Origin of the sequence: Paraburkholderia sp. (genome assembly GCF_036488505.1) — a bacterium.
In the GTDB taxonomy this organism is placed as follows: Bacteria; Pseudomonadota; Gammaproteobacteria; order Burkholderiales; family Burkholderiaceae; genus Paraburkholderia.
The window spans coordinates 1-23,934 of the sequence record NZ_DASXHN010000160.1 but is presented as its reverse complement, the minus strand read 5'-3'; the positions used below and the strand labels follow the sequence as shown (position 1 = coordinate 23,934).

The following is a 23,934-nucleotide window of genomic DNA, read 5'->3' as shown; positions in this document are numbered from 1 at the left end:
GGTCGGCCTGGCGAAGGTCGTCGATGAAATTGCCGCAGGCATGTACAACCTGGCGGAAATGGCCGCGAACGCGCGCGATAAGATCCAGGCGAGATTCAACGCGCACATTGAAGCGGTCAGGCTTCTCGATAAACTGGCCGGCGTTTGCAATGACACCGACGCTCTGCTCGGCGAGAATTCGCGTCAATCCGCGCCGCCGAGCCTGACTCGCAGGTTCAAGGAAGCCGGCAAATCACTGTTGCCCGATCCGCTGTTCCTTCGCTTGCTGCACAAGAAGTGCATTGGGCGCTTCCCACGGCTGCGCAATCCCGTGACATTCAACGAGCAGATACTGCAGCGCAATCTGCGACCCGATCCTCGCTACGCGGTATTGAGCGACAAGCTTGCCACGCGTGCGTACGTCGAAAGAAAACTGGGCCGTCAATATGTCATTCCATTGATTGCGACACCCGCCGATTTTTCCCGGGAAGTCTACGATAGCCTGCCGGATCAGTTTGTCATGAAGGCGAATCACGGCAGTAGTTTCGTCAAAATAGTCAGAAACAAATCCGAAACTTCATTTGAAGAATTGAAGCAACTTGGGGAGAAATGGCTCTCCACGGATTTCTATTGGGTGGATCGGGAGCGGCATTACCGCGAGATCAAACCGCGCCTTTTCTTCGAGACCCTGCTGCTCGACCGCGACGGACACATTCCGGCTGACTTCAAAATTCACTGTTTCGCGGGAAACCTCGGAAAGCCGGTGATGTATATCCTCGTCATCACCGACCGGTTTGGTAACCACACACGTGGAGATGTGTACGATGCCAGTTGGAACCGCATGGAAATCGCCATTGGGCCGTACAAGCCGAGCGAGCATCGGTTGGTGCGGCCATCGAACCTCGACGCACTTCTGAAAGCGGCTGCGACGCTGGCGAGCGATTTCGAATACGTGCGCGTCGACCTTTATGCCTTTGACGATCGGCTCTACTTCGGCGAATTGACGTTCACCCCCGGCGCCGGTGTATTGCCTTTCACGCCGGATCGCGTCGACTATGAGTGGGGCAAGTTGCTGCGTGCCGCGCGCGGCGCGTGAACTTGATTTATTCGCCGCCAACAGGTGACGACTGCATTCGCCGCACTCAGATACGTTGCTGTTCACGGGCCTCCCCGCGCCACTGCGGGGGACTCACAGCGGCGGTGATCGCCCGCGCACCGTGCAGGGTCGTACGCAAAGCCGCATAAACGGGTGTTGTCCGCTCAAGTTCGAAGCGCCGAACAAGGCGGCCGCCAAAGCCCCCAAGAAATTTAAGGATGCCGGCCGTTGAAACACCATCAAAATCGAGGCTAACTTGCCGTTGCGCCGCCATACGCATCGCTGACCATATCAGCAGGCTGACAGCGCCGCTGTGCGCGTCCTGGCGCCGCGTAGAAAGGAAGTAATGCGCCCTCTGCGTATCCCATAGCAAAGCGGTCGCGGCAACCAGCGTGCCTTTGGCATCGAAAGCGCCAAGCAGCGTGCAAGCTTTGCGAATCATCGCTTCATCGAGCAGGCGCCCCATCGTCGTTTTCTCGTACCGATTGTCAAGCCTGCGGACGGCGAGATTGGCGTTGTAGAAATCCAGAAATGCGTTCACAGAATCGATCGGTGCGACCGTCAGGCATTCTTGCGCCCTGCGCACAGCGGTGCGCGCCGTGCCACGCAATGCGGCAAACGCCGTTGCTTCGTCAGCCGAGCTATCCGAGATAAGCGTGAACGCGACTTTTACGTTAAATCCTTCCAGCCGGAATGCCAGCGCTTCCGCTTCCGAAACCCGAGGGTCCATGATCTGGTGAAAATGTGCATATCCGGGCAGCTGCGCGATGAGCTCGCGCGCTATGCCAACGCGCTGACTCCATTCGCGTTCCCCTGCCCCGCTCTGGTGTGGCTTGATCACCGGTCCGAGCGTCCGGGTAAGCGGGGGCAACGTCGAGATCTGCCAGAGCGCCTTGCGAGTGAACGTGTGAGGCATCTCGCCGACAACCGTATTCCCATGCTTGACTTCAGCCATGCGCCACGCGCCGTTCGTGGCGATTTCGAGCCACCACGGTTCATGAAAAATCGAGCGTTCAGTCAACCCTGACGCGAGTTGGGATTTGGTCGATCCTGCAGGCACGCCCTTCCCCTCGTCTATCGTGTCGGACTGCGGCTGGCGGCTGGGGCGCGCGTGGCGCGATACTATCCTCTCGTCGCCCATCTTTCCGTCTCGAGTACACGAAAGCGCTGGCCCACACCGGTATTCGACGAGCCGTACCTTCCCTCTTCACCGCAAACCATATCGAATCCTGTTCTAATCGGCGCGACGGCGAGCTAGCGGATTACAGATGTAGCGGACCGCGTAGTCCGCGATAGGCGAATACGGGACGAGACAGAGACTGGACAGCACGAGCGTTCCGACTTTCTTTTTCAGGCTCCAGAATGGATTCGCGACGATCGCATACAGATATTCATGTGAATCCCTGAACATCCAACGCCATCGGGTCGTCAACGGCGCCTGATAGACACTCGACCAGAAATACGCCTTTTCATGCGAGAAATCGTGGAAGTTGGGTGGCAACTGTAGTCCCAGGCGGCGCGATGCCATTTCACGCAGTGTTGCCCACCGCGACGTGAATGCTTTGGGTGCCTTGTCGGTCTGCTCCGAGTTGGCGAACGAAGCGCTTCGCGTTTTGCCATGACCTACCCGGTACCCGCCGAGCGCCTTCGGAATGTTCGATACGGGCCCAACCAGCGCTGCGCCATAGATCGCGTAGAAATCTGCGCCATACCGGTTCATGGCCGTTTCCGGGACGGGAAAGATCTTCCTTAACGCACTGACGCTATACGCGTTCCCGGAGGCCGGGGGCGACGGGTAGAGCCACCCGTCCAGCAGAAGCTTCCGACAGTCACCGTCGATACCCGAGTGCGGCACATAGGCGCCCGTACGCCTGCTGGTCTCGTCGATGACGTCCAGCCGGAACTGCACCTTTGCCAGATCGCCCTTCTCAAAGCGCTGCATCACCTCAGTGACCGCACCCGGATAAAGTGCGTCGTCGGAGTCGAGGAAGAGCACGTAGTCCGTCTTTACCAACTGAAGTCCGAGGTTGTACGCGGACACCTGTCCGCCATTGTCCTTGAAAATGGGTGTGATGCGCGCGCCGTAGCCTTCGATGATTGCGCGGGACCCGTCCACCGATCCGTCGTCGATGACGATCACGTGCGTATTCATGTAGTCCTGCGCGAGCGCCGAATCGATCGCCTCTGCCAGAAACCGTTCGTAGTTGTAGTTGCAGATCACAACGGTCATTTCTTTCATGATGACTCACTCACAATGAGAGAACGGCTGGCAGAGGGGCGCCGGTACGCAATACGCGTAACGACGAAGTGATGCGCCCGTGCGTTTGCTTTCGGGACCCACCGTCTGTTCCTGGTGGGTTTTTCAGTGCCGATACCGACTTCTGGAAATGCGGTACGAGCGACTCATCGACATGCACCCCACGCTGGCAGCGGCCTAAGAGACTTTCAGCCCACGGTCTTCCATGTTATCGCGTGTGACCGGTATCTCGCCCGCCAGCATCCTGTCGTTTTTAACCGCGTCGCTCGCAACGCAGCTTGATGTTTAATCTACTCATCCGATCAACACCGGGTCATATAGTGCTTTTTGCGCATTGCATCGGTGGCGCGCATTAATTCGCGCGGCATGATGCAATATCTACCGCTTTGCTCCGATAGTCTTCATTTGCGATGCGTTGCTGCGCACCGGACTCTTAGCGAAATGCAATGCATATTGCGACTTTCTTGAATTAGCTTCGCCCGTTCGCGTTCGCGTATTTGCATGTGCGCGTTGCCTGTAAGGCCATCCACCTATTGACGCGCGGCCACAACTTTCGTTGTCAGGTCGGCCAGCGCCTGGCAGCCCGCGGTTCTTTCTTTGCCTGGTTGAATTCGAGCAGTAGCATGTCGCAAAATCCCTTTGCCGCCGTAGACAACGGGCGAGCGGTCGACGTAATCAGATACGCGCGATAGTCGATGCGCGGCTTGAACGCGGCGATGTGATAGCCAAGATGGGCGAACTCGAGCGCCGACTCGCGAATCACGAGCCCGACGCCCAGACCATGCGCCACCATATGGCAAACCGTCGACGCCCACGGAGTCTCCGCGCGAATGCGCCGCTCGACGCCGCTCGAATCGAACACCGCATCGATCGACGTGCGCGCCTTCACTTTGGCGGCCATCGAAATAAAGTCTTCGCCGGACAGATCGGCCGGCTGCAGCACCGATCGTCCCGTCAGGCGGTGCCCTTTGGGCAGAATGCAGACGATCTCCGAACTGGTGATTTCCTCGCTGCGCAAACCGTCGCGATCCGATGCGCGCAGCGCAATACCGAGATCGATGGTTTGCCGCGACACGGCTTCGATCACGCTATCGCTCGACATCGGCTCCAGCGAGGTCAGCAGTTCCTCGCGCCCCGCGACATAGCGTGTGATGCGCTCGGTTATCCAGCCCTCGGCGAATGCGGGAAATACCCCGACGCGCAAATAGCCGCGCCGCGTGGTGCCGATTTCTCTCGCCACTTCGTTCAGGTAATCGAGGCCGCGATAAACCTGCGTGACCTCGGCGAAGAAGATTTCCGCTTCCGGCGTCGGCACCAGCTTGCCCCGGCGCCGCTCGAAAGCGACGAAACCGGCCTCCTGCTCGAAGCGCTCGATCATCCGGCTCACGGCCGGTTGCGATACGTTCAGGCGCTGCCCGGCGGCGGTGATCGAGCCGTGCGTCATTACTGCGACGAACACTTCCATCTGCTTGGCGTTGAGCCTGGCCACGAGCGTGTCTCCCCGATCGATAGTGCATTGCGGTACGTTGAAAACCCACCGTTCAGCGATCTTATGGCATTACATAGAGTACGATCAAACGAACAAAATTGTAGTGGATGTAATAGTTTTGCCTGCCTATAGTCGCTTCATCGACGCATTTCGCGCCTTTCGAAACGACTGCTTCACGAGGACAGGCCAGTGGACATTGAAGCTCGGAAAGACATCCAGGACCCGGCAGCGTTTTTCACGGAGACCCCGCTCGCCCGCCGGCATCAGGGGCAAGCGTCCCGGCCCGGCACGCAGCGGCCCGCGGGCTTGCGCATTCACGCGCGCCCGAAGAAATCCGACTGGGTCTGGTACGCGATGCTGCTCGTTGCCGTCGTGCTATTCGTCGAACTGGTGGTCGACAACCCGCGCTGGCAATGGGACATCGTCGCGCATTACCTGTTCAACAAGCGCGTGATCAAGGGATTAGGGAATACGCTGATCCTGACCGTGCTGTCGAGCGCGCTCGGCCTGTGTTTCGGCGTCGTGATAGCCGCCTGCCGGATGGCGGATAACGCAGTACTGCGCGCCGCCGGCTACGTGTACATCTGGATCATCCGCGCGACGCCGCCGCTTGCGATGCTGCTGTTCCTGTTTTTTCTGTCGGCGCTGATCCCGCGGCTCTATCTGCCGTTGCCGTTACTTCACGTCAATCTGTTCGACATCGACACCAACCAGGTCATCTCGCGCTTCAGCGCGGCCGTGATCGGCCTCGCGATGTACCTCGGCGGCTATAGCGCGGAAATATTCCGCGGCGGCGTGTCAGCCGTCGATCGCGGACAGCGCGAAGCCTGCAAAGCGATCGGGATGAGCGATTTCCGCATGATGTGGCATGTCGTCATGCCGCAAGCGGTGCGCATTATCATTCCGCCGCTCGCCAACGAACTGATCACGATGTTCAAGAACACGTCGCTCGTCACGGTGATTGGTTACGTCGAACTGCTGACGACCGTGCAGCTGATCTATGCGACCAACTTCGAAACGATTCCGCTGCTGACCGTCGCCTGTATCTGGTATCTGGCGCTGACGAGCCTCGCCATGGCGGCGCAGAGTCTGCTCGAACGTCACTTCAGGAAAGGAGTGCGCACGTGAACGCGATCCTCGAGGACACATCGGCGATGAACGACATCACACCCTTTCTCGACATGCGCGCCGTCACGAAGCAGTTCGGCGACTTCACCGCGCTGGATGCTGCGGACTTCTCGCTGTCCAAAGGCGAAGTCGTCGCGATGATCGGGCCGTCCGGTTCGGGCAAAAGCACACTGCTTCGCTGCATCAATATGCTCGAGTTGATCGACGCCGGCAGCATCACCTTCAAGGGCGAGGTGCTCGGTACGGAAATGCGCGGTACACGCTGCGTGCGCCTGCCGAAGAAAGCGCTCGACCAGCAACGCCGTTACTTCGGCATGGTGTTTCAGGGCTTTCATCTGTTCCCGCACTATTCGGCGCTCGACAACGTGCTGGCCGGCCCGTGCATCGTCGGGCGCAAGCGCAAGCGCGACGTGCTGGAGCGCGGCAAATACCTGCTGTCACGTGTTGGGCTCGCGGACCGGATGCATCACTACCCGGCCGAACTGTCCGGCGGACAGAAGCAGCGCGTCGCGATTGCACGTGCGCTCGCGATGGAACCCGAGGTGATGCTGTTCGACGAGCCGACCAGTGCGCTCGACCCGGAACTGGTCAACGAAGTGCTCAACGTGATCAAGGAACTGGCGCTCGCGGGCACCACGATGATCGTCGTCACGCACGAGATGGAATTTGCGCGCAAGGTGGCGAGCCGCGTGGTGTTGATGGACGCCGGGCGCATCGTCGATGAAGGCACGCCGGCCTACATCTTCGATGGCGGCGGAACCGAACGCTGCAAACGCTTTCTTTCCAGCCTGCGCACCTAGTGCGCGACGGCTAAACGGTAATTGCGAAACTTCGATCGGGATTGTGAAAATGACTGCTACAGAAGGAAAGATCAGAATTGGCCTGTCGATGCGTTATCTGGGTTATCACATGGCCGCATGGCGGCATCCGGATGTGCCGGCGGCAGGCGCGATCGATTTCAATTATTTTCTCGGTACCGCAAAGAAAGCTGAAGAGGCAAAACTCGACATGATTTTCTTTGCCGACGGAATCGGCATCCGCGCAAACGACACGCCCAAAGGATCGCTCGCCCGCGACGCCAAGAATGCCGAGCTGGAACCGCTGACCTTGCTGGCGGCGATCGGCGCGCGCACGTCGCACATCGGCCTCGTCGCGACCGCTTCGACGACGTACAACGAGCCCTTTCATATCGCACGCAAGTATGCGTCGATCGACCATATCAGCGGCGGTCGCGCGGGCTGGAACGTCGTCACGTCGTGGTCGCAGCAGGAAGCGTGGAATTTCAGCCGCGACGAGCATCTCGGCTATGAAGAGCGTTATGAGCGCGCGGACGAATTCGTCGAAGTCGTGAGGAAGCTGTGGGATAGCTGGGAAGATGACGCGTTTATCCGCGACAAGGCGAGCGGTGTGTTCTATGACGAGGCCAAGCTGCATGTGCCGAATCACAAGGGCAAGCACTTCAAGGTGCGCGGCCCGCTGAACTCCGCGCGCACGCCGCAAGGCCGTCCGATCATCGTGCAGGCCGGCGCCGCCGAAGCGGGACGCGAGCTTGCCGCACGCTATGCCGATGTCGTCTATAGCAATGCCAGCAGCATGGAAGGCGCCAAGGCCTACTACGACGATCTCAAAGGCCGGCTGGCGAAATACGGCCGCAGGCCGGATCAACTTTTGATCATGCCCGGCGTCACGCTGTATGTCGGCAAGACCCGCGGCGAAGCGCACGACAAGTTCGATCAGCTGCAAAACCTGATCGATCCACTGAGCGGCCTGGCCATTCTGTACGGCGTGCTCGGCGATCTGTCCGAATACGATCTGGACGGTCCGGTGCCCGATGTCGGCAATCAGCGTGTGCGCAGTATCGCGGAGAATCTGCTCGCGCTGGCGCACAGGGAGAACCTGACGATCCGCCAGATGTACAAGCGCGTGGCCTCGGGCAATAACTGGCAGATCGTCGGCACCGCGCAAGACATCGTCGATGAAATGGAAAGGTGGTTCCGGGCCGGCGCCGCCGATGGCTTCAATATCTGCCCGGCGACGTTGCCGCAAGGTGTCGACGACCTGACACAGTACATCCTTCCCGAGCTGCGCAAACGCGGACTGTTCCGCACCAAATACGAGGCGAGCACACTCAGGGGCAATCTCGGACTGCAGCCGCTGCACTTCGGCGACTAGATTCCGGCGACCCAAAAAGTATCGTGCGCCGCTGCCAACGAGCGGTGCCTTTCCGACGCGAGGCGTTTCACATGAGCACCGACACGACCGACGAACTTTTCCGCAACGCGATGGCGCGTTTCACCAATGGCGTCACGGTGATCACCACCGCTAAAGAGGGCACACCGTTCGGCCTGATCGCGACATCGGTGTGCAGCCTGTCAGCCGATCCGCCGACCGTGCTCGTCTGCGTGAACCGAAGCGCGAGCGCACACGACGTGATCCTGCGTGCGAAGGTGTTTGCCGTCAATTTGCTGTCCGCCGATCAGAAGAACGTCGCGCAACGCTTTGCCCGCGAGAAAGGCCCGGCCCGTTTCGATCCGGTGCAATGGAGAACCGGCAAAAGCGGCGCGCCGTTGCTGAGCGGCAGTGTCGTCTGTCTCGATTGCAAAGTCATCGCGACGCACAACGGCTATTCGCACACGATCTTTGTCGGCGAGATCACCGATTCGTCGACGCACGACGATCCGGCCGCGCACTGTTTGTTGTGGCATCAGCGTCATTTCGCGGCCGCGGCGATGGAAGCGCGATGAGCGTCACAGCACAACGCACGCGGAAGTCCGGTCAACCCCACTCGAATCATTTCCACATCATGACCCAGCCCATCGGCTTTACCCGGATCGTTGCGCGACTCACCGTTGCCGCCGTGCTCTGTCTGAGCGTTGCACCGTGCGTCGTATCACCGGCTTTCGCCGAAGACGCGGCGAATTTCGACGCGATCGCCACCGACCCCGCGCTTTCCGCACTGGTGCCGGCGTTCTATCGTCAGAAGCAACCGATCATGGTTGCGGTCAATCCGGAGATCGCGCCCGTCAAGTTCATCGACGACGACGGCGATGTCGCCGGTTTCGCGCCGGATCTGCTCTCTGCCGCGGCCAAAGTGCTGGGGCTGAAAATCCGGTTCGTGCAGGCCTCGTTCGATTCGTTGATTCCGGGTCTCGCCGCGCATCGCTTCGATGTGTTGCTGTCGCTGGGCGATTTTCCGTCGCGTCATGGCAAGGTGACGTTCATCGACTACCTGAACGTCGGCCAGACGATCGTCGCATCGCCCAAGCGGCAATTGACGCTCAAATCGCTCGATGATCTATGCGGGATGCAGATCGCGCTGCCGCGCGGTACAGCGCCGCTGCAACGGGCCAATGAAGTGAGCAACAAATGCGTGGCGGACGGCAAGAAAGCGATCTCGATCGCCACCTATCCGGACACCAACATGACGCTGATGTCGCTGACCAACGAAGCAAGCCAGGCCGTGTGGGTCGACTCGCCCGCTGCGAACTACAACATCAAGAAGTTTCCAGACAAATACCAGGCGGTGTACTACTACAACCTGTCGTCATACGGAATCGGCTTTGGCGTCGACGACAACGGCAAGCAGCTCGCTCATGCGTTCCAGCAAGCGCTGATCAAGTTGCAGAAGCAAGGGTTTTATCAAAGTGTGATGCAGAAGTGGGGGCTTCCAGCGAAGGATGGACGCCCCACCTTCCCCGTCAACGATCCGCAGATGTGAAGCGTCAGACCGGCAGCGAGCCAGGCCGTGGCTCTTGCTTGTTGTTGCTCCGCGTCGCCGCCCACTCAACGCTGAAAATATATCGCTACGAAGCCGGGGTTCTGATTCGTCGCGCCGGTCGCTGGAATGCCTTGCTCGACCAGCACGGTCTGTAGTGCGGCATTGTGGTAGATCTTGAGGCGGAGGGTCTGTGGATTGGCCGGCTGAGCGCTGTCGAGATAGCCGGCATCGGACAACAACGACGCCGCCTGCGCTGCGGTGAAGCTCTGGTTGACCGTGGTGACGGTGGTCGACGGATTGCCGTCGAACACGTTATCGGAGAAGCTGCCGTCCGCGTTGATCGTCAACGTCGATGACGGCGACGGCGCGCCCTCGGCCTTCGCGCCGCAGTTTTCCCAGCCGTCGAACACGGCACCGCTCGCGCCGAGCGCGCTCCAGTTCGCGGACGGCGTGGCCGACACGCTCCAGCTATTGTCCAGCAGCGCGGCCACGCTCTTGATACCGACGCCCGCGTTGACCCCGGTGACCGTGCCGATGCTATTCGCAGGCGCCGATACACACGCGGTGCCGGCGCCCGTCACGTTGGTGGCCAGATGCGTCGACACCAGCGGATTATTCCCCGCCGCCAGCAGCGGCGCAGCAACCGGACTCACGAGCATTGCATTGGTGGTCGTGGTCGCCGCGATGAGCGACAACGAAACAGCACCCACGCTGCCGAGCGTCGTGCTGTTCTGGTAAACCGAAGCATTCGAAGACGGAGCCGGCGGTGCCCCGCCGCTGTTGCCACCGCCGCCGCCGCCTCCACATGCGGCAATCAGCGCGGTCGCCAATGCGGCGGCGGTGCATCCTGCTGTGCGCGTCATCTCGTTCGCTCCGAACGCGCTGCGTCTCAAGGTTGCGGCAGCAGAGTTGCGGATACCGCGCTCGCGTTCGCAATGAAGACGTTGGTGGCGTCGTCCTGCAACAGATAGCCCTGGCTGACCAACGCATTCGCGGCAGCCGCGACCGCGGCCTGATACTTCGACCGGCTGCCACCATAAAGCGTGGCTAGCGTGGCGCGCGTATCGGTGCCGCCGGCTTGCGCCGCGGCGTTCACCGCGAACGGAATCGCAGCGCCGTTCGAAATGCAGCCGTCGCCGATCGCGTGCCCTGCGCCACGATAATTCCAGCCGGTGTAACTGGCGAGCGGTGCACTCACGTCGGGCACCAGCACGCCGGACGTTTCGTTGCCGTTGGCATCCACTTTCGGCACCAGAATCGTGTACGCCTGCGCCGTGTTGACCACCGGAACCGCATTGCTATAGTTGGTCACGAACAGCTGGTTGTACTCGCCGTTGAACGTCAGTTGCAGCGTGGTGGGGGTCGCCGCCGCTCCGCTCGGCACCGACACGTTGGTGAGTGACGGGAAGCCCAGCGCGGTCTGAGTCGGCGCGACCAGCGTGCCGGCGGCGACCGTCGGATATTGCGATGCGGGCGGCGGCGTGCCCTTGCCGACCCAGTTCACGAGCGCCGGGATCAGCGCGCGTTCCACCGGCGTTTCTTCGACCGGCGAACCCGGCAACTGGCACTGGCTGCCCGCCGCCGGCACCGTGAAGTTGCCGGTCGTCACGCCGCTGCCGCCGCCGTGCTGGGTTCCGGCTACCAGGTAGTAGCGCACGTTAGCGGGCAACTGGATGTCGTTGCCGCGTCCGTCGGTGACGACCAGCGACGCCGCGCCGCCCCACCATTCGAACGAGCCGTCGAGTTGCATGATCTTCGGACAGGTGTTGGTGGCGGTGCACTGTTTCAGGATGCCGTCAGTGGCGCCGCTCACGGGATCGGTCGTCGTCGCGTAAGTGAACGGGAACTGGAAGCCCGGCATGAAGTGATCTTCATGCTGTTTCGACCAGCGGCCGGGTTGCGCGAACGCGGCATTGGTCCACGTGCGGCGAGCGGCCGAAATGATCGGGAACATGCCGTCGAACACCATCTTTCCATTCGTGTCGACGTTGAAGCCTTGGTACAGGAAGTCCTTCATAAAGCGGCCGGACTGCGAGATTCCTTCGCCGATCGCAATATCGAAGTTGGTACTGGTCGAGCAGGTCGACGCGACGCATCCCGCGTGCTTCAGATCGTTGAGTGGATTGGCGACGCCTTGCGCATCGGCCGCGTCGTAGCGCAGGAACGACACCAGATCGCGCAGCGCGGCGAAGCCAATGCCGTCGACGGTCGGCGCAGCGGCCTGGTAGACGAAGCTGTAGATCGTGCCGGCGTCGGGCGCCACCTGCGTGCCGTGCGGACCCGGCACGGTCGCCGGCGGCGTGAAGGTCACGGAATAGTTGCCTTCGTAGACATTGTGGGGGGTACTGACGTAGCTCCACGTCGTCACCGGCTGCGAAGGCGCGGAATATGTTTCGAGGCCGCCCGGAACGCTACCGTATGCCGTGAGCCACGACTGCCGCGCGGTAAACGTGACCGAACTCTTGTCGGACAGGTTGGCCGGCGCGTAGGTCAGCGGAATGGTCGTGGGTGGCCCGCCCGCATAGTCGGGAATGAATTCCTCGCGGCTCAAGCCAGTCATCGGCGTGCCGTCCTTATTGGTCGCCACCGGGAAGGTAGCGCCGAGCAGGCCCGCGCCAGCGGTGCTGCTATTGCCGGTGAGCGGAACATCGCCCTGCCAGCCGCTCCACAAGATCGTATAGCCGTTACGCAGCAGCGACGGAAAACTGGACGACGGGGCCGCGCCCGTATCGAGCGCGCCGCCGCCCACGAACGACGCTGCACCGATCTTGCTGCCGCGATTCACGACGTCATAAAACAGCACGCGTTTGGCGGCCGAAGCGTTTTGCGGACGCAGGATCACCACGTCGGTCGAATAGGCGACGTAGCCATCGGTGCCAACCGGTGCGTTCTTGATATTCACTATGCCCGCATTGAGCGGGTTGTTCGGATCGAGTTCGCCGTGTACGACCGCGGTGATCACCTCGTAGGGACCCGCCGCGCCAGCCGGGGTCGCGCCTCCGAATGCCGGAGCGCTCGACAGGATCTGGAAGCTCTGGATGAAGCCAGCGCCCTTCGCCGTGCCGGACGGCGCTGGCGGCGATACGCTGTCGTGCCCGCATCCTCCAAGCAACGCGATTCCGACACCGACTCCCAGCGATACAGTTAGCGACTGCAGCTTCATGGTCAGGCCTCCGAACAGGGACACGGAAAAGGACTGCGCGTATGGAAGGCACGGACCGATCCTGCGGCGGAAAGCGCCGATACGCTCGAGAATGGTCTGTCAGTATTTCGTAATCGCTGTCTGCGTATATTTATGCCCCGCATCGGTATTTATAATTCGCTCTACACCGTTCTCAACTATCGTTTACTCGTACGGTGGCAACATGCGGGTGGTGATCAATTCGATTTCCGTCTGGAGTGCCGATATGACGACCAAGCTCACGCTCGCAGACCAGCTGCGGGAATCCATCGAGGAAGCCATTGCAACCGGTGACCTGCCGCCGGGCGCACGTCTGGACGAGGCGGAACTGATGGCGCGCTTCGAGGTGTCCCGAACGCCCGTGCGCGAAGCGCTGCTTCAACTGGCCGCGACCGGTATGGTGGAGATGCGGCCGCGGCACGGAGCCGTGGTCGCGAAGATCACGCTGCACAGGCTGATCGAGATGTTCGAGGTCATGGCCGAACTGGAGGCGATGTGCAGCCGCCTTGCCGCCCGGCGCATGAACGCGGAGGAACTGCAGGCGCTCTCCGACGCGCATCTCGCGTGTCGGAAAGCGCGCGACGCGGGCAGCCCGGACGAGTACTACCACCTGAACGAGCGCTTTCACTGTCTGGTCTATCAGGGCAGCCACAACGGTTATTTGCATGACCAGGCGAAGGCGCTGCACAAGCTGCTGCGCCCGTACCGGCGTTTGCAGTTGCGCGTCAAAGGTCGTGTCGCTGCGTCGTTCGACGAGCATCAGGCGGTCGTGGATGCACTGGAAGCGGGCGACGGCGAAGCCGCCGCCGCGGCGTTGAGAGGACATATTCTGGTGCAGGGCGAGCGTTTCGGCGACCTGATTGCCGCACTCGCGCAAGTCAGCGCCGATTAGCCGCGGCGCGTGGCTCGCTCGATAGTCGCTAGCCTCAAATTGGTAGGCGTCCGATTTCGTCGCGGGAACGGGGGATGCGAGGTCATATCCACGGTCGGACATGACCGACCTCTTATTTACCGGAGCTGCCATGACGCAAATCACCACGAATGGATCTGACGATTCCCGAAATGCAGCGCAATCGGGCAACGCTGGCCCGGCGGATGAACCCACGTCAGACGAGGCCGCGCGGCGAGCACTCGATGAAGGCGACAACGAGAAAATCGACAGCGCGCTTGACGAGCTTGACGTTTCAACGACCGAGTCGGGTAAGGATCAGACTTCCAAACCGGATACGGAAGGGTCCAATTCTTCCAGCAAAAATCTTGACGAGCAGAACGAGTGAAAGGTTAGCCACGGGCGCCGGTAGTGCGCGGCGTCCGAACTTACCGCGGCAGCAGGCGACGCACCGGACATCCCGGTCCCAGCACGAATTACTGCGCCTGGAAATCGACAAGCCGACGCCAATATTCATCCTGTCGCCCCTCGGGACTTCCTTCCTGCTGCCACAGAACGTAGGCCCGCTCCCGGAGATGCTCGTCGAGAGCGCGATGCCAGTACTCCTGCGCACGCCCATCAGGGCATCCCTCTTTCTCCCAGAGCAGATACGCGCGTTCCCGGACAGCCTGCTCCAGACCGAGTTTCGTTTCTAAGTTTTTCTCAAGGTCATCGCCGTAGGGAGCCATCTGGCCGCCCCGCTCCCTGTGCATCCTGGCCGTCAGCGTGCGGAGCTCAGCGTCCGGGACAAGCCGGCTGTGCGCTGCCGCTTCCAGCGCCTTGGCCTCGTATTCGGCGTCATCGGGGGCATTGCCCGACTCGCCCAGCGTAATCGGGTACGTGTGCAGCACGGTGCCGCTGCTATCTACGACGTCAACCAGTCGTTCGCTCATGACTGTCTCCCTATGTTTGTCGTTTGATGAGAGGGCCCCATAGTTGACCACCGGACATGTCAGCCAGGCAGCGCTCCTCACCGGCAAGCTTATTGATGAACCGAAGGGCTAGACAATGGTTAGCCCTCCAGCTTCTTCAGTTCATCGACAAGTGCCCGGGTGAGGAATGCAGAGCGCGTCATGCCGCGCTTCTTTGCCCACGCATCGACTTGCAGAAGAAGGCTCTCGAGCAGATTGAATTGAATAGCCACGGATTTCGAGGTAACCCGCGTCAGATCGATGTCGACAAATACCCAGATCCCGTTGCCATCGTCCATCTGGAGCGCCTGCAGTTCCGACGTACTGCAGGTCGGGGCCGCGATGAGCTGCTCGCTGCGGTCATACATCGCTTCCACAGTCGCGCGGGCATTGCGGGTCAGTTCGTCAAATGAATCGCCGCTCGCGTCGGCGGTGGGAAAATCGGGGAAGCTGGCGCGAAAGCCGGTACTACCATTGCGGTGAACATACAGCGGATATTGCATGACCGGCTCCTTCGAGTGGAGCGCCGACAGACGCTCGCTGTGCAACGCCATGCCCGAGGTGCTGGATGTCCAACCGACAGCTGACCAAGTCTGCACGCATGTTTCATTAGACGCTTCGTGTACGAATACGCAATGACTTTCTGGTGTCGTTGCAACGCCATATCGAGGAACGTCGTAGCCACCTACAGAGGGAATTGTTTGGCGAGGGGCGACGCATCGTTAGCGATTGCTCAAACGGGAGTTGAGATTCTTTTGCTACAGAAGGCCTACACTGGAGATAAGACGATTTGCGGAGCAACATCATGGTCGACGCCACCCCCGAAAGCACTTTTCGCGGCCTTCCTTTGACTCCGGAGCAAGACGCCGAAGTCCGGCACTACATAAAGAAGAAAGAGCAGCATGGCGCGCCGTGGGACACACCGGAATTGGCGGCCATGCTTCGAGACATGCTAGAGCCTCCGGGGGATGACGATGGCGCACTCGGCGCCACGGTCGAGGAAACGAAAGCGGCCACGGAGCGCGCGACCGCTTCCGTCGACGACACGATAGACCCCACTGAGGCCTGCGAAGAACGGAACGCTGCGATGGAAACAGAAGGTATGAGGGGACCCAGGCGTTAAGCCTCAGGATATCCGCGAGGAAAACGGCGCGCTTGTTGTCCCGCGACCGTCGATCGCGGATCCGCCAGGTCGGGTATGTGCGATACCGTCATGGAACTGAGCGGATACGTATAGTTTCTGCGGAACTCACAAACCTGATGATGCCGATAGTTGTGAGGGACATAGCGACGACCGTCCCGTCGATTGACCGCGGTTAGAACCGAAGCACCAACGTAGCTTCTTTCCGTAGGGGTCCGGGCGTCCGGCAAGACCGGGAATCGACTGATCTCGCAGCATTCCCGGAGATGGCCGCAGGTTATGAAATCGAATACCGGTTCTGCGCACCACCGACATACAGCTTCTTCGCGATATCGAGGATCTTTTCGCGACCCTGGTCGAAAGCACCGAGTATCGACCGTTCATCGGATCCCACGCCAGGGTGTAGATTTCTGAGGATGGCGTCGTCGACCAGGAAGGTGATTTCGCGCGAGTTGTCGTACCCCCAGAAACACACACAATGCCGGGAGGCATCGTAGATACGGCTCGGATTGGGAAATTGAAGCGCCACGATCAGCTCGTAACGACTGTGGCCGGATAGCGCCATTTGCTGGCGTTGGAGTCGATGGCAGCAAAATTGGCGCGTCTCTTTTCCGCTCGCAGAGCATCCGCTGTGTCGAGTACGTGAGCACGCGTTCTACGTTCGATGGAATACTCGCTCTCGCTGCCAACTGTGACAGACACGGATTTAATCGGCGATCGCATGACGGAGCCCCACAGATGGATGTCGCACGAGGCGACCGGTGTTCCCACTGTATACCCTTTGGATGGCCAACCGCTCTTTTATCTGACGCTGGCAGCGCAAGTGATACGGAAGCTACTGAAGCTTATGAAGCGCTTATGCGGAGCTGAGTCCAGTGCCGGAAAGCTCATGCAGTCGCGGCGGCAGGTGGTGACCAGCCGCTGCGAATGCGGGTAATGCGGATTACGCGCCTCGCGGATGATCAAGAAAGAATCTAAGCATTTCGACACTTGCATCCGGACCAGTAGGGTCGGTGTAACTGCCTCGTGCGTTGCCGCCTGCCCATGCGTGTCCGGCCCCATGGACGGTCCACAACTCGGCATCGACATTGTCGACGGAAACCAGCCTCGAGACGGTGCATGCACGTTGACCCTCGTCGGTCACACGCGCGTCACTGCCGGCGTCGGGCCGTACGTCGAAGCCGTGCAGCAGCCGGCTGGCATTCGCTACGTTAACCGTGGCATCGCCGTCTCCGTGGAAGACAATGAGCGGCCGTTTCGGTGACGAACGCGCATTTTCTTGCGTATGCGATGCGCGACGGGGACGTATGCCGCCTTTCATCGCCGCGAGCGCCGATGGCAGATCTTGCGCGCATCCCGCCGGAAGACCGGAATGCACGCCCGCTGCTGCGTAGAGTTCGGGGTATTCGGCGATCATGATCGCCGCCATGGCGCCCCCCGCCGACATGCCCGCAACATAAACGCGCGCGGGGTCGACGTTGTGGGCGGCAAGGATTTCGCGCGTGATGCCTGCGATCAACGACGGCTCCCCGCGATCACGTTGCTGATGGTCCGGTTTGAACCAGTTCCAGCACTTCGAAGGATTCGCCTGCTGCGGCTGCACCGGATAAGCAACCAGAAACCGATGCCGGTCCGCAAGCGCATTCATTTGTGTGCCTGTTGCGAAATCGTCGGCGTCCTGCGTACAGCCGTGCAGCATCACGAGCAGTGGCAGCGGTTCGCCCATCGCGCCTGCGGGCACATACAGCCGGTATTGACGGCGACCGGCGGCATTCGCATACGCATGCGTACCGAAATACCCACGGTCTTCGACGTCAGCGCAGTTTTCGCGTGCGAAGCGCCCGGCAGCTTCCGTTAGCTTTGCAGAACGGATATCGACGTGCTCCGGTGCGCTGCCCCGCGATGCGGACTCACGCGGCGCGCCGGCATCCCCTCGCAGTGCGCGTTGTATCGCTTCTGTCGCCTCGGCAACGCCGCCGGTGCGCAGCAACGTCATAGCGTCGTGCATCGAGGTCATAAAGCCTTCATTGAGTTTCATTGCTTTTCACTTCCTGATGTTGGGTTAGGCGTCGGAGCTAGTGAATCCTACCGGCGAGCGCCGCCTTGACGGCAGGCGACGCGTGGAACGCTCCGAGCACGAGTACGCTTTCGATAGTCGCCAGCGCAAGTTCCGGGGAAACGTCGGGAGCAATACTGGCCAGCCCGAGCACATGAATGTTCAGACGCTCGTGCGCCGCCTGGACCGCCTCGAGATCTCGTCTCGAGAAATGCTGCAGTCCGAGCACTAGCGAACGACGGGCGACCGTTTCCCGCACGACTCCGGCATGCAGCGCGAGCTGATTGCGAATTGCCGTTCGAATCAGGTCCGTCCGGTTCGAGTAAAAGCCTTCTTCGACCAGAAGGTCGATCTGCCCAAGGTCGACTGGGCCAAGATTGATCGTGATCTTTTCGGAGTCGCCGCCTTTCGTGCGGGCCGTCTCGACTGTCGCTGGTTTGTTCATCGCTCCATCCGGATACCATCCACTTGGATGGTTATACGTTGATCGCGACAGGAGCGCAATAAAGAAAAAGGGGGCCCGTGCGGTGTGGGGCTCTGCGCAGCGATACGTACGCGCGGCCGTCTGCTGCAAACCAGCAATGACCACGGAGGCAGGAACGTGGAAATCGTTGAGCGGGGATCGCAGCGGCTGCCGCACAGGAAGATTTACCCCGGGATCGTCTCGCGCGAGGGCGTCGAAGGGGCACTGTCCACGCGGCGTATGGGCCGAAACACGCCGCCGGGAGCGGAGAATGACCCGGCGTTAGGGCTACTGGGGCGGTGTCCTGCCGCCCGGTGAGCCGCCATTGTTCGGCCGGGATTGGGGCGACCTGCGCTCCGCCCCAGCGTCCTTGCCGTTGCTGTCGTTGACCGAACGGTTTTTTTTCGTCGGCGCAGCATCTGACGCCTGGCGATTCAGGGTTTGCACCTGCAGCAGCTTCAAGAGACGGTCGTCTGCATATGCACTGCCCGAGGCCGCCAGGCAGCTCACGCAAAGCAAGCCAATCAACAGTCCTGATTTGGGTATCGCGGTCATCATCGTCTCCTCGCGAGCGGCAATCGCAAGCCACCTTCTGGTCGCGCCGCCGGTTCCGTCAGCGAACGGTTGATAACCTCCAGCATGAACCGCGCCTTCCCGCGACAACGGTCTACCGGCGCGACGGCCCATAGCACCGCTTCGGCCCGGGCGTAAGGCCGGGCGTGCCGCGTGAATCTTGCGAATATGCAACGCCGGCCGTCAACGAGGAGCCGTCGACCTCCTCCAAACTGGCCGTTCAACGCCTTGGCCATCGTCCCGCTGTGAGTCAGGGTGGGCTCGATCCTGCGCCCTTATAGCGTCGGTAACCGGCCGGCGCATGCTGCTCCGGCATTCGCCGCCAGCTCAGTGTCGCTCCGGTATGGCCAGGCTATTCCTGATGGCAATGCACGGTGAAGTGTTTCAGGACGGCGGGCCCGAACGTATTGGTAAGGGCAACGTCGGCGGCATCGCGACCATATGCCATCAGAACGCGCCCCACGCGCGGCGCGTTGTTGCGGGGGTCGAACGTTTGCCAGCTGCCGCCCACGTAGGCTTCGAACCAGCCCGCGAAATCCATCGGCGCCTCGGCAGGCGGCAGGCCAACGTCGCTGATATAGCCGGTGCAGTAGCGCGCCGGAATATTCATCGCGCGACATAGCGTGACGCCGAGGTGGGCAAAATCCCGGCAGACGCCTTTGCGTTCGCGGTAGACATCGACGGCGGTTTTGGTCGCACGCGCGTGCCCGTAGTCAAATTTGATGTGCCGGTGTACGAAATCACAGATGGCGAGAACCGTCTCCCGGCCCGGCGAACACCGCCCAAAAAGCTTCCATGCGATCTCGACCAGCAGGTCGGTTTCGCAGTAGCGGCTGCCCAGCAGGAAAACCAGCGTGTCGTCGGGCAACTGTTCAACCGGATGGTGCCGGCCGTCGATCGGACGCGTTTCCATGGCCTCTTGCACATTCAACAGCGCTGTCGTGCTTAATTCGATATACCCGGCAGGCGCGACGATCCGGCTGCACAGGTTGCCGAACAGATCGCGATACTGCCTTATCGGCACCGGCGGATCAGTAACGAGTACATCCGCCACCACGATATCCTTCGCATGCGAAAAATGCGTGTTCAGCATCAGCATCATCGGTGTCGGTTCGGGGCACTCGAACGATAGTTCGTATCCGACGCGAAGTTTCATCAAAGCTTCTCCTTCAACCGGTCGCCGGTCGGTGCTGCGGCAGACGTTCCGAAGCGTTGCGCCGAGCAGCCACCGTCCCTCTTAAGATAAGCGCACCGCGCCGCCGAACAGAGGTGCAATCAGTCGAGCGGCCCGAGTAACACGTCGATGGCGGCCTGGCCGGCAATTTCGGCCACCAGGTAGGCCCATCGTTCGGTAAAAGGGCCGTTGCGCAACCTGATGCGGCCTCCCCGCGCGCCGAGCACCTCGAGGTTAGTCCCGCCTTTGATCCGAAAAGTCACGTCATATGTTTCCTGTGCAGACGGAGTCAATTCGACGTGGATCTCGAACCCGCGGTACGTGATGATTCGCTCCATGGAAGCCTCCCCTTCGTCCCCGGAGACTAACATGTGACCCACTTGTAACGTTACTGCGAGCACCGGTCCGGAGAAGGCGTTCGTCCATTTACGCTAACGTTTTCCGGCGTCAGTGGTCCCGAATTGGGTGCGAACTGTCTGGCCACGTCGACGGCACCTTGCAAACGGTCTTTTTGCGCGCGCAGTTTGGATAGACCGGGCTCGCCGCAGCTTCGGTCAGCGAGAGTTGCACGCGGCCGGACCTGCGGGTTTCCTTGGGACCATTCGACAGAACGATCACGCCGTCGCGCATCGGCATGTGCCGGTCGGGCGGCGCCACGTAGATCGTTGCCGGCGGGCTCAGCTGACCGTCCTTGCGCATGCGTGACCGGCAGCGGGGAGTCAGTCCGACGCGGTGGTATCGCTACGCTCAGGCATGACATGGCACGGACGAGGTTCGGGTAAGTGGGCCTGAGAACGGTGCGCGTTGGCCGTACCGTGACGAGACCTTTCGAGCGATGTTCTTATCGGATACCGTCGATGACGCGCGTAGCGGGCGGCATTCTCTGCAGGGCAAACCCATATCTCAATCGTCCTGCGGCTTCCGATAAGTGCCCGGCAAATCATATTCATCGAAAACCTGTTCGACGGCGTCCGAAAATGGTGGCGCTCGATGCCCTGGCGGGTAGCCGTCTTTCACGCGAACCGCCACGATCGTGCGCCGACCGATGTCGGTGCATCGCCACAGCCAGTTGGACGGCCCGGTATAAGCTCGGTGCCAATTTCGAATTCAGAGTGGTTCCACGTATCACTCCGAGGGGCGCAGTCGAGAAGCGCTGCACGCCGTCTCGTTCTCGAACGGCGCTATAGCACGTCAGCACTTTATCCGCTGCACCGCTTGTCCCAACGTACCGTGTCGACGACAGGCCGTGCTCTTGATTCGCCCGCCTCGCTGCGTCGTACCGTCGGACGAGACCGTTCGTGCGGGGGAAAGCCGAAGACGAAGATCGTCGAACGATCGCTCGACCGGACTAACGCCCCGCCTGCATCAGCCCGACTGTTCGTTCGATTTCTTTAGACAGCCCGCCAGGCAGCCGGGTCAGGAAAATCCGCGCGAGCTCGCCGTAGTACCAGAGCGTGCCCGCCTCGCCGGCCGTGAAGCGGTCGAAGACCGCGCGGCCGACCGTGTGCAGATCCATCACGATCGCGCGCGCGTTATAGAGCTTGTCGGAGGCGGACACCAGCAGCACCTCGGCATCCGCGTTCTCGAGATGCGCCAGGTACGCGATCTTGCGCGTGCGCCAGTCCGGCTTCTGCCCCGAGGCATCCGGCACGCCATCCGTACAGCCCTCGACGATCCGCAACACGCGTTCACCAAACAGTTCACGGATGAGCGGCACCGCTTCGGCGCCAACATCCTCGATCGCATCGTGCAGCAGACCCGCAATGGCCTGCTCTTCATCGCCGCCATTTTCGAGCACGAGACTCGCAACTCCCAGCAGGTGCGACGTGTAGGGAATTTGCGTGCCCTTGCGCAGCTGTGTCGCGTGAAGCTGCAGCGCGAGTTCCATTGCACGGACAAACTTCTCGGTAAGCATGCAGGTCCTTTATGGTGAGATGCGGTGTTGCAGGCTACGTCCATGGATCGGCTTCTTCATGCCGGAACGGCGCCCTCGATTCCCTGAGCCAGCGATATGCGTCGCCCTACTCGGGTAGTAACGCCCGATCGCGGCAAGCAGGGTTTCCGGTGTCGCCGGCCGCTCGTCCGTCGTACGCGCCATCGTATTCGGAAGCAAAGCCACGGCATCGCGTTCGACGCAATGCATGTCTGCACGGTCACTGTCAGATAGTCGCGGTCGCGCAGGTCGAATAGTAGCGTGCGGTCGTCGCTCAACTGGACCGTCACCGTGCGGTGCGGTGCGGTGCGGTGCGGTGCGGTGCGGATACGACTTTAACGTGACCGTTCGGACCCGGAGCGCCGGGACGGGCTTCGTCAGCGCTCCGGCTCAGTCATGCCGTCGTCGGTTGCTCCGGCAACGGTCGACAGAAGGAAGCGTTCGCACGCGGCCGACTCACCGCGCCATAGCGCCGCGCGTACCGCATGTTGCGGACCTGCCGTTGGCTCTGTTTTGACGTTGCCCGACGAGCGCGCGCAGCCATGGTCGGGATCGTCACAGACGTCGACGATGTCGAGCAGCGCCGGCTCGACGTGCTTCCCGACTGACTGACTCGCTACGACCTCAGCGATGGTCCTGACCACGATGAAGCTCGACCGATCCGCGTTGTGATTGGCTCGCCAGGAATATGGATTAACCGCCGCGATTCCGGTAACCACAGGGTAATGGCGGCGTGCACAAGAAAAAAGGACCTACGGCTTTCACCGTAAGTCCTTGTTTTCTTTGGTCGGGGCGAGAGGATTTGAACCTCCGACCACCTGCACCCCATGCAGGTACGCTACCAGGCTGCGCTACGCCCCGAACAGCAATAAATTATAGCAGACACTTTATTCGATTAGAACCGCCCGACACAAACAAAGCATGAACTAGTGGCCCAGCAGATCGATCACGTTCTGCAGTTCCTTGCGTAGCTGTTCGACGTCTACCGCGCCCGTCGCAGACGATGCCGTCGTCTGCAACGCCGGCGTACCGGCGCCCTCCGCTTCGCCAGTCATCGTTGCAGACGCATCCGCTTCACCGCCGCGGGGCGAGTCGAGCCGATTGCGCGCACCGTTGATCGTGAAACCCTGCTCATACAGCAACTCGCGTATCCGCCGGATCAGCAGCACCTCGTGATGCTGGTAATACCGACGGTTGCCGCGCCGCTTCACCGGCCTCAACTGGGTGAACTCCTGCTCCCAGTAACGCAGCACATGAGGCTTCACGCCGCATAGTTCGCTGACCTCACCAATCGTGAAGTAGCGCTTTGCCGGAATCGGAGGCAAGACGACTTTTTCGATCGTCGCTGTCATCGTCAGTTAGCCGTGATGGATTGCTCGAAAGCGCGCCAGTCGATCAGCGCGCGAAGCTCGCCTCGGCGCCGTTCTCGACGAGCGCCTTCAGCTTTTGACTTGCATGAAACGTCACCACACGGCGCGCGGCGATGGGGATTGCCTCGCCAGTTTTCGGGTTTCTGCCGGGTCGCTGTGGCTTGTCGCGCAGTTGGAAGTTGCCGAAACCCGATAGCTTCACGCTGTCGCCGCTCTCCAGCGCATCGCGGATCACCTCGAAGAACGCCTCGACCATGTCTTTCGCTTCCCGCTTGTTGAGCCCGACATTGTCGAACAGCAACTCGGCAAGTTCCGCTTTGGTGAGCGTCGGCGTCTCAGTGGAAACGGCGGCCGGTGATGTCGGAATTTCGCGAATCATGGCGCTGCGTTGCGCCGTAAGAAGGGCTTCGAAATCACTCGAGTTCATTTCATTCATATCTATCAAATGGCGCGCCAAGCATAAAACAATGGATGCGGAAACAGCCGCGCAATTGTTAATGCGGGTTATCCGCGCAACCGTGCGCCATATACTCGAGC

27 protein-coding genes and 1 tRNA gene are annotated in these 23,934 nt (G+C 60.9%); 9 read left to right on the top strand and 19 right to left on the bottom strand.

Going from position 1 to position 23,934, the window contains the following annotated elements:
• Nucleotides 1-7: 7 nt before the first annotated feature.
• Nucleotides 8-1,075 carry an ATP-grasp fold amidoligase family protein gene (locus tag VGH68_RS09520; RefSeq protein WP_331603340.1) on the top strand — a complete coding sequence of 356 codons (1,068 nt, stop codon included), beginning with the start codon at nucleotides 8-10 and terminating at the stop codon, nucleotides 1,073-1,075.
• A gap of 46 nt (nucleotides 1,076-1,121) precedes the next feature.
• On the opposite strand, the gene VGH68_RS09515 is transcribed toward VGH68_RS09520, so the two are convergent.
• From VGH68_RS09515 to VGH68_RS09505, 3 genes are all read right to left on the bottom strand, one after another.
• Complete coding sequence (locus tag VGH68_RS09515; RefSeq protein WP_331603338.1) at nucleotides 1,122-2,216, bottom strand: GNAT family N-acetyltransferase; 1,095 nt, start codon at nucleotides 2,214-2,216, stop codon at nucleotides 1,122-1,124.
• Between the two features lie 93 nt (nucleotides 2,217-2,309).
• Nucleotides 2,310-3,314 (bottom strand): glycosyltransferase family A protein, encoded by a 1,005-nt coding sequence (locus VGH68_RS09510; protein WP_331603337.1) that lies wholly within the window; start codon nucleotides 3,312-3,314, stop codon nucleotides 2,310-2,312.
• A gap of 577 nt (nucleotides 3,315-3,891) precedes the next feature.
• The gene (locus VGH68_RS09505) at nucleotides 3,892-4,821 is read right to left on the bottom strand and encodes a LysR substrate-binding domain-containing protein (protein ID WP_331603336.1); all 930 of its coding nucleotides are present in this window, start codon (nucleotides 4,819-4,821) and stop codon (nucleotides 3,892-3,894) included.
• Between the two features lie 189 nt (nucleotides 4,822-5,010).
• Between VGH68_RS09505 and VGH68_RS09500 the strand changes: the two genes are divergently transcribed.
• The 5 genes from VGH68_RS09500 (at nucleotide 5,011) to VGH68_RS09480 (ending at nucleotide 9,667) form a co-directional block, all read left to right on the top strand.
• Nucleotides 5,011-5,949 (top strand): amino acid ABC transporter permease, encoded by a 939-nt coding sequence (locus tag VGH68_RS09500; protein WP_331603335.1) that lies wholly within the window; start codon nucleotides 5,011-5,013, stop codon nucleotides 5,947-5,949.
• Nucleotides 5,946-6,749 (top strand): amino acid ABC transporter ATP-binding protein, encoded by an 804-nt coding sequence (locus tag VGH68_RS09495; RefSeq protein WP_331603334.1) that lies wholly within the window; start codon nucleotides 5,946-5,948, stop codon nucleotides 6,747-6,749. The genes VGH68_RS09500 and VGH68_RS09495 overlap by 4 nt, the downstream gene beginning before the upstream one ends.
• Before the next feature lie 49 nt (nucleotides 6,750-6,798).
• Entirely contained in the window at nucleotides 6,799-8,121 is a 1,323-nt protein-coding gene (locus VGH68_RS09490) for an LLM class flavin-dependent oxidoreductase (RefSeq protein WP_331603333.1), read from the top strand.
• A gap of 71 nt (nucleotides 8,122-8,192) precedes the next feature.
• Nucleotides 8,193-8,693 carry a flavin reductase family protein gene (locus tag VGH68_RS09485; protein ID WP_331603332.1) on the top strand — a complete coding sequence of 167 codons (501 nt, stop codon included), beginning with the start codon at nucleotides 8,193-8,195 and terminating at the stop codon, nucleotides 8,691-8,693.
• A gap of 59 nt (nucleotides 8,694-8,752) precedes the next feature.
• On the top strand, nucleotides 8,753-9,667 hold the full coding sequence (locus VGH68_RS09480; RefSeq protein ID WP_331603331.1) for an ABC transporter substrate-binding protein: 915 nt from the start codon (nucleotides 8,753-8,755) through the stop codon (nucleotides 9,665-9,667).
• A gap of 65 nt (nucleotides 9,668-9,732) precedes the next feature.
• Here the strand turns inward: VGH68_RS09480 and VGH68_RS09475 are convergent, their stop codons facing one another.
• Both VGH68_RS09475 and VGH68_RS09470 read right to left on the bottom strand, forming a co-directional pair.
• Nucleotides 9,733-10,530, bottom strand: a complete 798-nt coding sequence (locus tag VGH68_RS09475; protein ID WP_331603330.1) for a hypothetical protein — start codon at nucleotides 10,528-10,530, stop codon at nucleotides 9,733-9,735.
• A gap of 26 nt (nucleotides 10,531-10,556) precedes the next feature.
• Nucleotides 10,557-12,830, bottom strand: coding sequence for an alpha/beta hydrolase domain-containing protein (locus VGH68_RS09470; RefSeq protein ID WP_331603329.1), 2,274 nt, complete (start codon nucleotides 12,828-12,830; stop codon nucleotides 10,557-10,559).
• Between the two features lie 244 nt (nucleotides 12,831-13,074).
• Here VGH68_RS09470 and VGH68_RS09465 point away from each other — a divergent pair, with 244 nt between their 5' ends.
• On the top strand, nucleotides 13,075-13,740 hold the full coding sequence (locus tag VGH68_RS09465) for a GntR family transcriptional regulator (RefSeq protein WP_331603328.1): 666 nt from the start codon (nucleotides 13,075-13,077) through the stop codon (nucleotides 13,738-13,740).
• 130 nt (nucleotides 13,741-13,870) lie between these two features.
• On the top strand, nucleotides 13,871-14,125 hold the full coding sequence (locus VGH68_RS09460; protein ID WP_331603327.1) for a hypothetical protein: 255 nt from the start codon (nucleotides 13,871-13,873) through the stop codon (nucleotides 14,123-14,125).
• Nucleotides 14,126-14,213: 88 nt separating this feature from the next.
• On the opposite strand, the gene VGH68_RS09455 is transcribed toward VGH68_RS09460, so the two are convergent.
• Together VGH68_RS09455 and VGH68_RS09450 are read right to left on the bottom strand one after the other, a co-directional pair.
• Nucleotides 14,214-14,669: a DUF2934 domain-containing protein gene (locus VGH68_RS09455; protein ID WP_331603326.1), complete on the bottom strand. Its 456-nt coding sequence runs from the start codon at nucleotides 14,667-14,669 to the stop codon at nucleotides 14,214-14,216.
• 119 nt (nucleotides 14,670-14,788) lie between these two features.
• Complete coding sequence (locus VGH68_RS09450; RefSeq protein ID WP_331603325.1) at nucleotides 14,789-15,190, bottom strand: type II toxin-antitoxin system HicB family antitoxin; 402 nt, start codon at nucleotides 15,188-15,190, stop codon at nucleotides 14,789-14,791.
• A 302-nt stretch (nucleotides 15,191-15,492) separates the two neighbouring features.
• On the opposite strand from VGH68_RS09450, the gene VGH68_RS09445 reads away from it, so the two are divergent.
• Entirely contained in the window at nucleotides 15,493-15,810 is a 318-nt protein-coding gene (locus VGH68_RS09445; protein WP_331603324.1) for a hypothetical protein, read from the top strand.
• A gap of 295 nt (nucleotides 15,811-16,105) precedes the next feature.
• On the opposite strand, the gene VGH68_RS09440 is transcribed toward VGH68_RS09445, so the two are convergent.
• The 12 genes from VGH68_RS09440 to VGH68_RS09385 all read right to left on the bottom strand — a co-directional run bounded on the left by VGH68_RS09440 (nucleotide 16,106) and on the right by VGH68_RS09385 (nucleotide 23,833).
• On the bottom strand, nucleotides 16,106-16,393 hold the full coding sequence (locus VGH68_RS09440) for a DUF1488 domain-containing protein (protein WP_331603322.1): 288 nt from the start codon (nucleotides 16,391-16,393) through the stop codon (nucleotides 16,106-16,108).
• 378 nt (nucleotides 16,394-16,771) lie between these two features.
• The gene (locus tag VGH68_RS09435; protein ID WP_331603321.1) at nucleotides 16,772-17,866 is read right to left on the bottom strand and encodes a PHB depolymerase family esterase; all 1,095 of its coding nucleotides are present in this window, start codon (nucleotides 17,864-17,866) and stop codon (nucleotides 16,772-16,774) included.
• 37 nt (nucleotides 17,867-17,903) lie between these two features.
• Nucleotides 17,904-18,329, bottom strand: coding sequence for a CopG family transcriptional regulator (locus VGH68_RS09430; protein ID WP_331603320.1), 426 nt, complete (start codon nucleotides 18,327-18,329; stop codon nucleotides 17,904-17,906).
• A 306-nt stretch (nucleotides 18,330-18,635) separates the two neighbouring features.
• Entirely contained in the window at nucleotides 18,636-18,902 is a 267-nt protein-coding gene (locus tag VGH68_RS09425; RefSeq protein WP_331603319.1) for a hypothetical protein, read from the bottom strand.
• Between the two features lie 370 nt (nucleotides 18,903-19,272).
• Nucleotides 19,273-20,076: a transglutaminase family protein gene (locus VGH68_RS09420; RefSeq protein WP_331603318.1), complete on the bottom strand. Its 804-nt coding sequence runs from the start codon at nucleotides 20,074-20,076 to the stop codon at nucleotides 19,273-19,275.
• Nucleotides 20,077-20,195: 119 nt separating this feature from the next.
• Nucleotides 20,196-20,432 (bottom strand): hypothetical protein, encoded by a 237-nt coding sequence (locus tag VGH68_RS09415; RefSeq protein WP_331603317.1) that lies wholly within the window; start codon nucleotides 20,430-20,432, stop codon nucleotides 20,196-20,198.
• Nucleotides 20,433-20,541: 109 nt separating this feature from the next.
• Entirely contained in the window at nucleotides 20,542-20,793 is a 252-nt protein-coding gene (locus VGH68_RS09410) for a hypothetical protein (protein ID WP_331603316.1), read from the bottom strand.
• A gap of 649 nt (nucleotides 20,794-21,442) precedes the next feature.
• On the bottom strand, nucleotides 21,443-21,982 hold the full coding sequence (locus VGH68_RS09405) for an HD domain-containing protein (RefSeq protein WP_331603315.1): 540 nt from the start codon (nucleotides 21,980-21,982) through the stop codon (nucleotides 21,443-21,445).
• A 422-nt stretch (nucleotides 21,983-22,404) separates the two neighbouring features.
• Entirely contained in the window at nucleotides 22,405-22,671 is a 267-nt protein-coding gene (locus VGH68_RS09400; RefSeq protein WP_331603314.1) for a hypothetical protein, read from the bottom strand.
• A gap of 140 nt (nucleotides 22,672-22,811) precedes the next feature.
• Nucleotides 22,812-22,888 (bottom strand) — tRNA-Pro (locus VGH68_RS09395).
• A 65-nt stretch (nucleotides 22,889-22,953) separates the two neighbouring features.
• Entirely contained in the window at nucleotides 22,954-23,379 is a 426-nt protein-coding gene (locus tag VGH68_RS09390; protein WP_331603313.1) for a MerR family transcriptional regulator, read from the bottom strand.
• A gap of 43 nt (nucleotides 23,380-23,422) precedes the next feature.
• On the bottom strand, nucleotides 23,423-23,833 hold the full coding sequence (locus tag VGH68_RS09385; RefSeq protein ID WP_063496729.1) for an integration host factor subunit alpha: 411 nt from the start codon (nucleotides 23,831-23,833) through the stop codon (nucleotides 23,423-23,425).
• Between the last annotated feature and the right edge of the window lie 101 nt (nucleotides 23,834-23,934).

What these genes read in the sequence shown, in the direction of transcription:
- VGH68_RS09515 (WP_331603338.1), bottom strand. Translation starts at nt 2,216, where the DNA reads ATGGGCGACGAGAGGATAGTATCGCGCCACGCGCGCCCCAGCCGCCAG.
- VGH68_RS09510 (WP_331603337.1), bottom strand. Translation starts at nt 3,314, where the DNA reads ATGAAAGAAATGACCGTTGTGATCTGCAACTACAACTACGAACGGTTT.
- VGH68_RS09490 (WP_331603333.1), top strand. Translation starts at nt 6,799, where the DNA reads ATGACTGCTACAGAAGGAAAGATCAGAATTGGCCTGTCGATGCGTTAT.
- VGH68_RS09485 (WP_331603332.1), top strand. Translation starts at nt 8,193, where the DNA reads ATGAGCACCGACACGACCGACGAACTTTTCCGCAACGCGATGGCGCGT.
- VGH68_RS09480 (WP_331603331.1), top strand. Translation starts at nt 8,753, where the DNA reads ATGACCCAGCCCATCGGCTTTACCCGGATCGTTGCGCGACTCACCGTT.
- VGH68_RS09475 (WP_331603330.1), bottom strand. Translation starts at nt 10,530, where the DNA reads ATGACGCGCACAGCAGGATGCACCGCCGCCGCATTGGCGACCGCGCTG.
- VGH68_RS09470 (WP_331603329.1), bottom strand. Translation starts at nt 12,830, where the DNA reads ATGAAGCTGCAGTCGCTAACTGTATCGCTGGGAGTCGGTGTCGGAATC.
- VGH68_RS09465 (WP_331603328.1), top strand. Translation starts at nt 13,075, where the DNA reads ATGACGACCAAGCTCACGCTCGCAGACCAGCTGCGGGAATCCATCGAG.
- VGH68_RS09460 (WP_331603327.1), top strand. Translation starts at nt 13,871, where the DNA reads ATGACGCAAATCACCACGAATGGATCTGACGATTCCCGAAATGCAGCG.
- VGH68_RS09455 (WP_331603326.1), bottom strand. Translation starts at nt 14,669, where the DNA reads ATGAGCGAACGACTGGTTGACGTCGTAGATAGCAGCGGCACCGTGCTG.
- VGH68_RS09450 (WP_331603325.1), bottom strand. Translation starts at nt 15,190, where the DNA reads ATGCAATATCCGCTGTATGTTCACCGCAATGGTAGTACCGGCTTTCGC.
- VGH68_RS09445 (WP_331603324.1), top strand. Translation starts at nt 15,493, where the DNA reads ATGGTCGACGCCACCCCCGAAAGCACTTTTCGCGGCCTTCCTTTGACT.
- VGH68_RS09440 (WP_331603322.1), bottom strand. Translation starts at nt 16,393, where the DNA reads ATGGCGCTATCCGGCCACAGTCGTTACGAGCTGATCGTGGCGCTTCAA.
- VGH68_RS09435 (WP_331603321.1), bottom strand. Translation starts at nt 17,866, where the DNA reads ATGAAACTCAATGAAGGCTTTATGACCTCGATGCACGACGCTATGACG.
- VGH68_RS09430 (WP_331603320.1), bottom strand. Translation starts at nt 18,329, where the DNA reads ATGAACAAACCAGCGACAGTCGAGACGGCCCGCACGAAAGGCGGCGAC.
- VGH68_RS09425 (WP_331603319.1), bottom strand. Translation starts at nt 18,902, where the DNA reads ATGACCGCGATACCCAAATCAGGACTGTTGATTGGCTTGCTTTGCGTG.
- VGH68_RS09420 (WP_331603318.1), bottom strand. Translation starts at nt 20,076, where the DNA reads ATGAAACTTCGCGTCGGATACGAACTATCGTTCGAGTGCCCCGAACCG.
- VGH68_RS09415 (WP_331603317.1), bottom strand. Translation starts at nt 20,432, where the DNA reads ATGGAGCGAATCATCACGTACCGCGGGTTCGAGATCCACGTCGAATTG.
- VGH68_RS09410 (WP_331603316.1), bottom strand. Translation starts at nt 20,793, where the DNA reads ATGCGCAAGGACGGTCAGCTGAGCCCGCCGGCAACGATCTACGTGGCG.
- VGH68_RS09405 (WP_331603315.1), bottom strand. Translation starts at nt 21,982, where the DNA reads ATGGAACTCGCGCTGCAGCTTCACGCGACACAGCTGCGCAAGGGCACG.
- VGH68_RS09390 (WP_331603313.1), bottom strand. Translation starts at nt 23,379, where the DNA reads ATGACAGCGACGATCGAAAAAGTCGTCTTGCCTCCGATTCCGGCAAAG.
- VGH68_RS09385 (WP_063496729.1), bottom strand. Translation starts at nt 23,833, where the DNA reads ATGAATGAAATGAACTCGAGTGATTTCGAAGCCCTTCTTACGGCGCAA.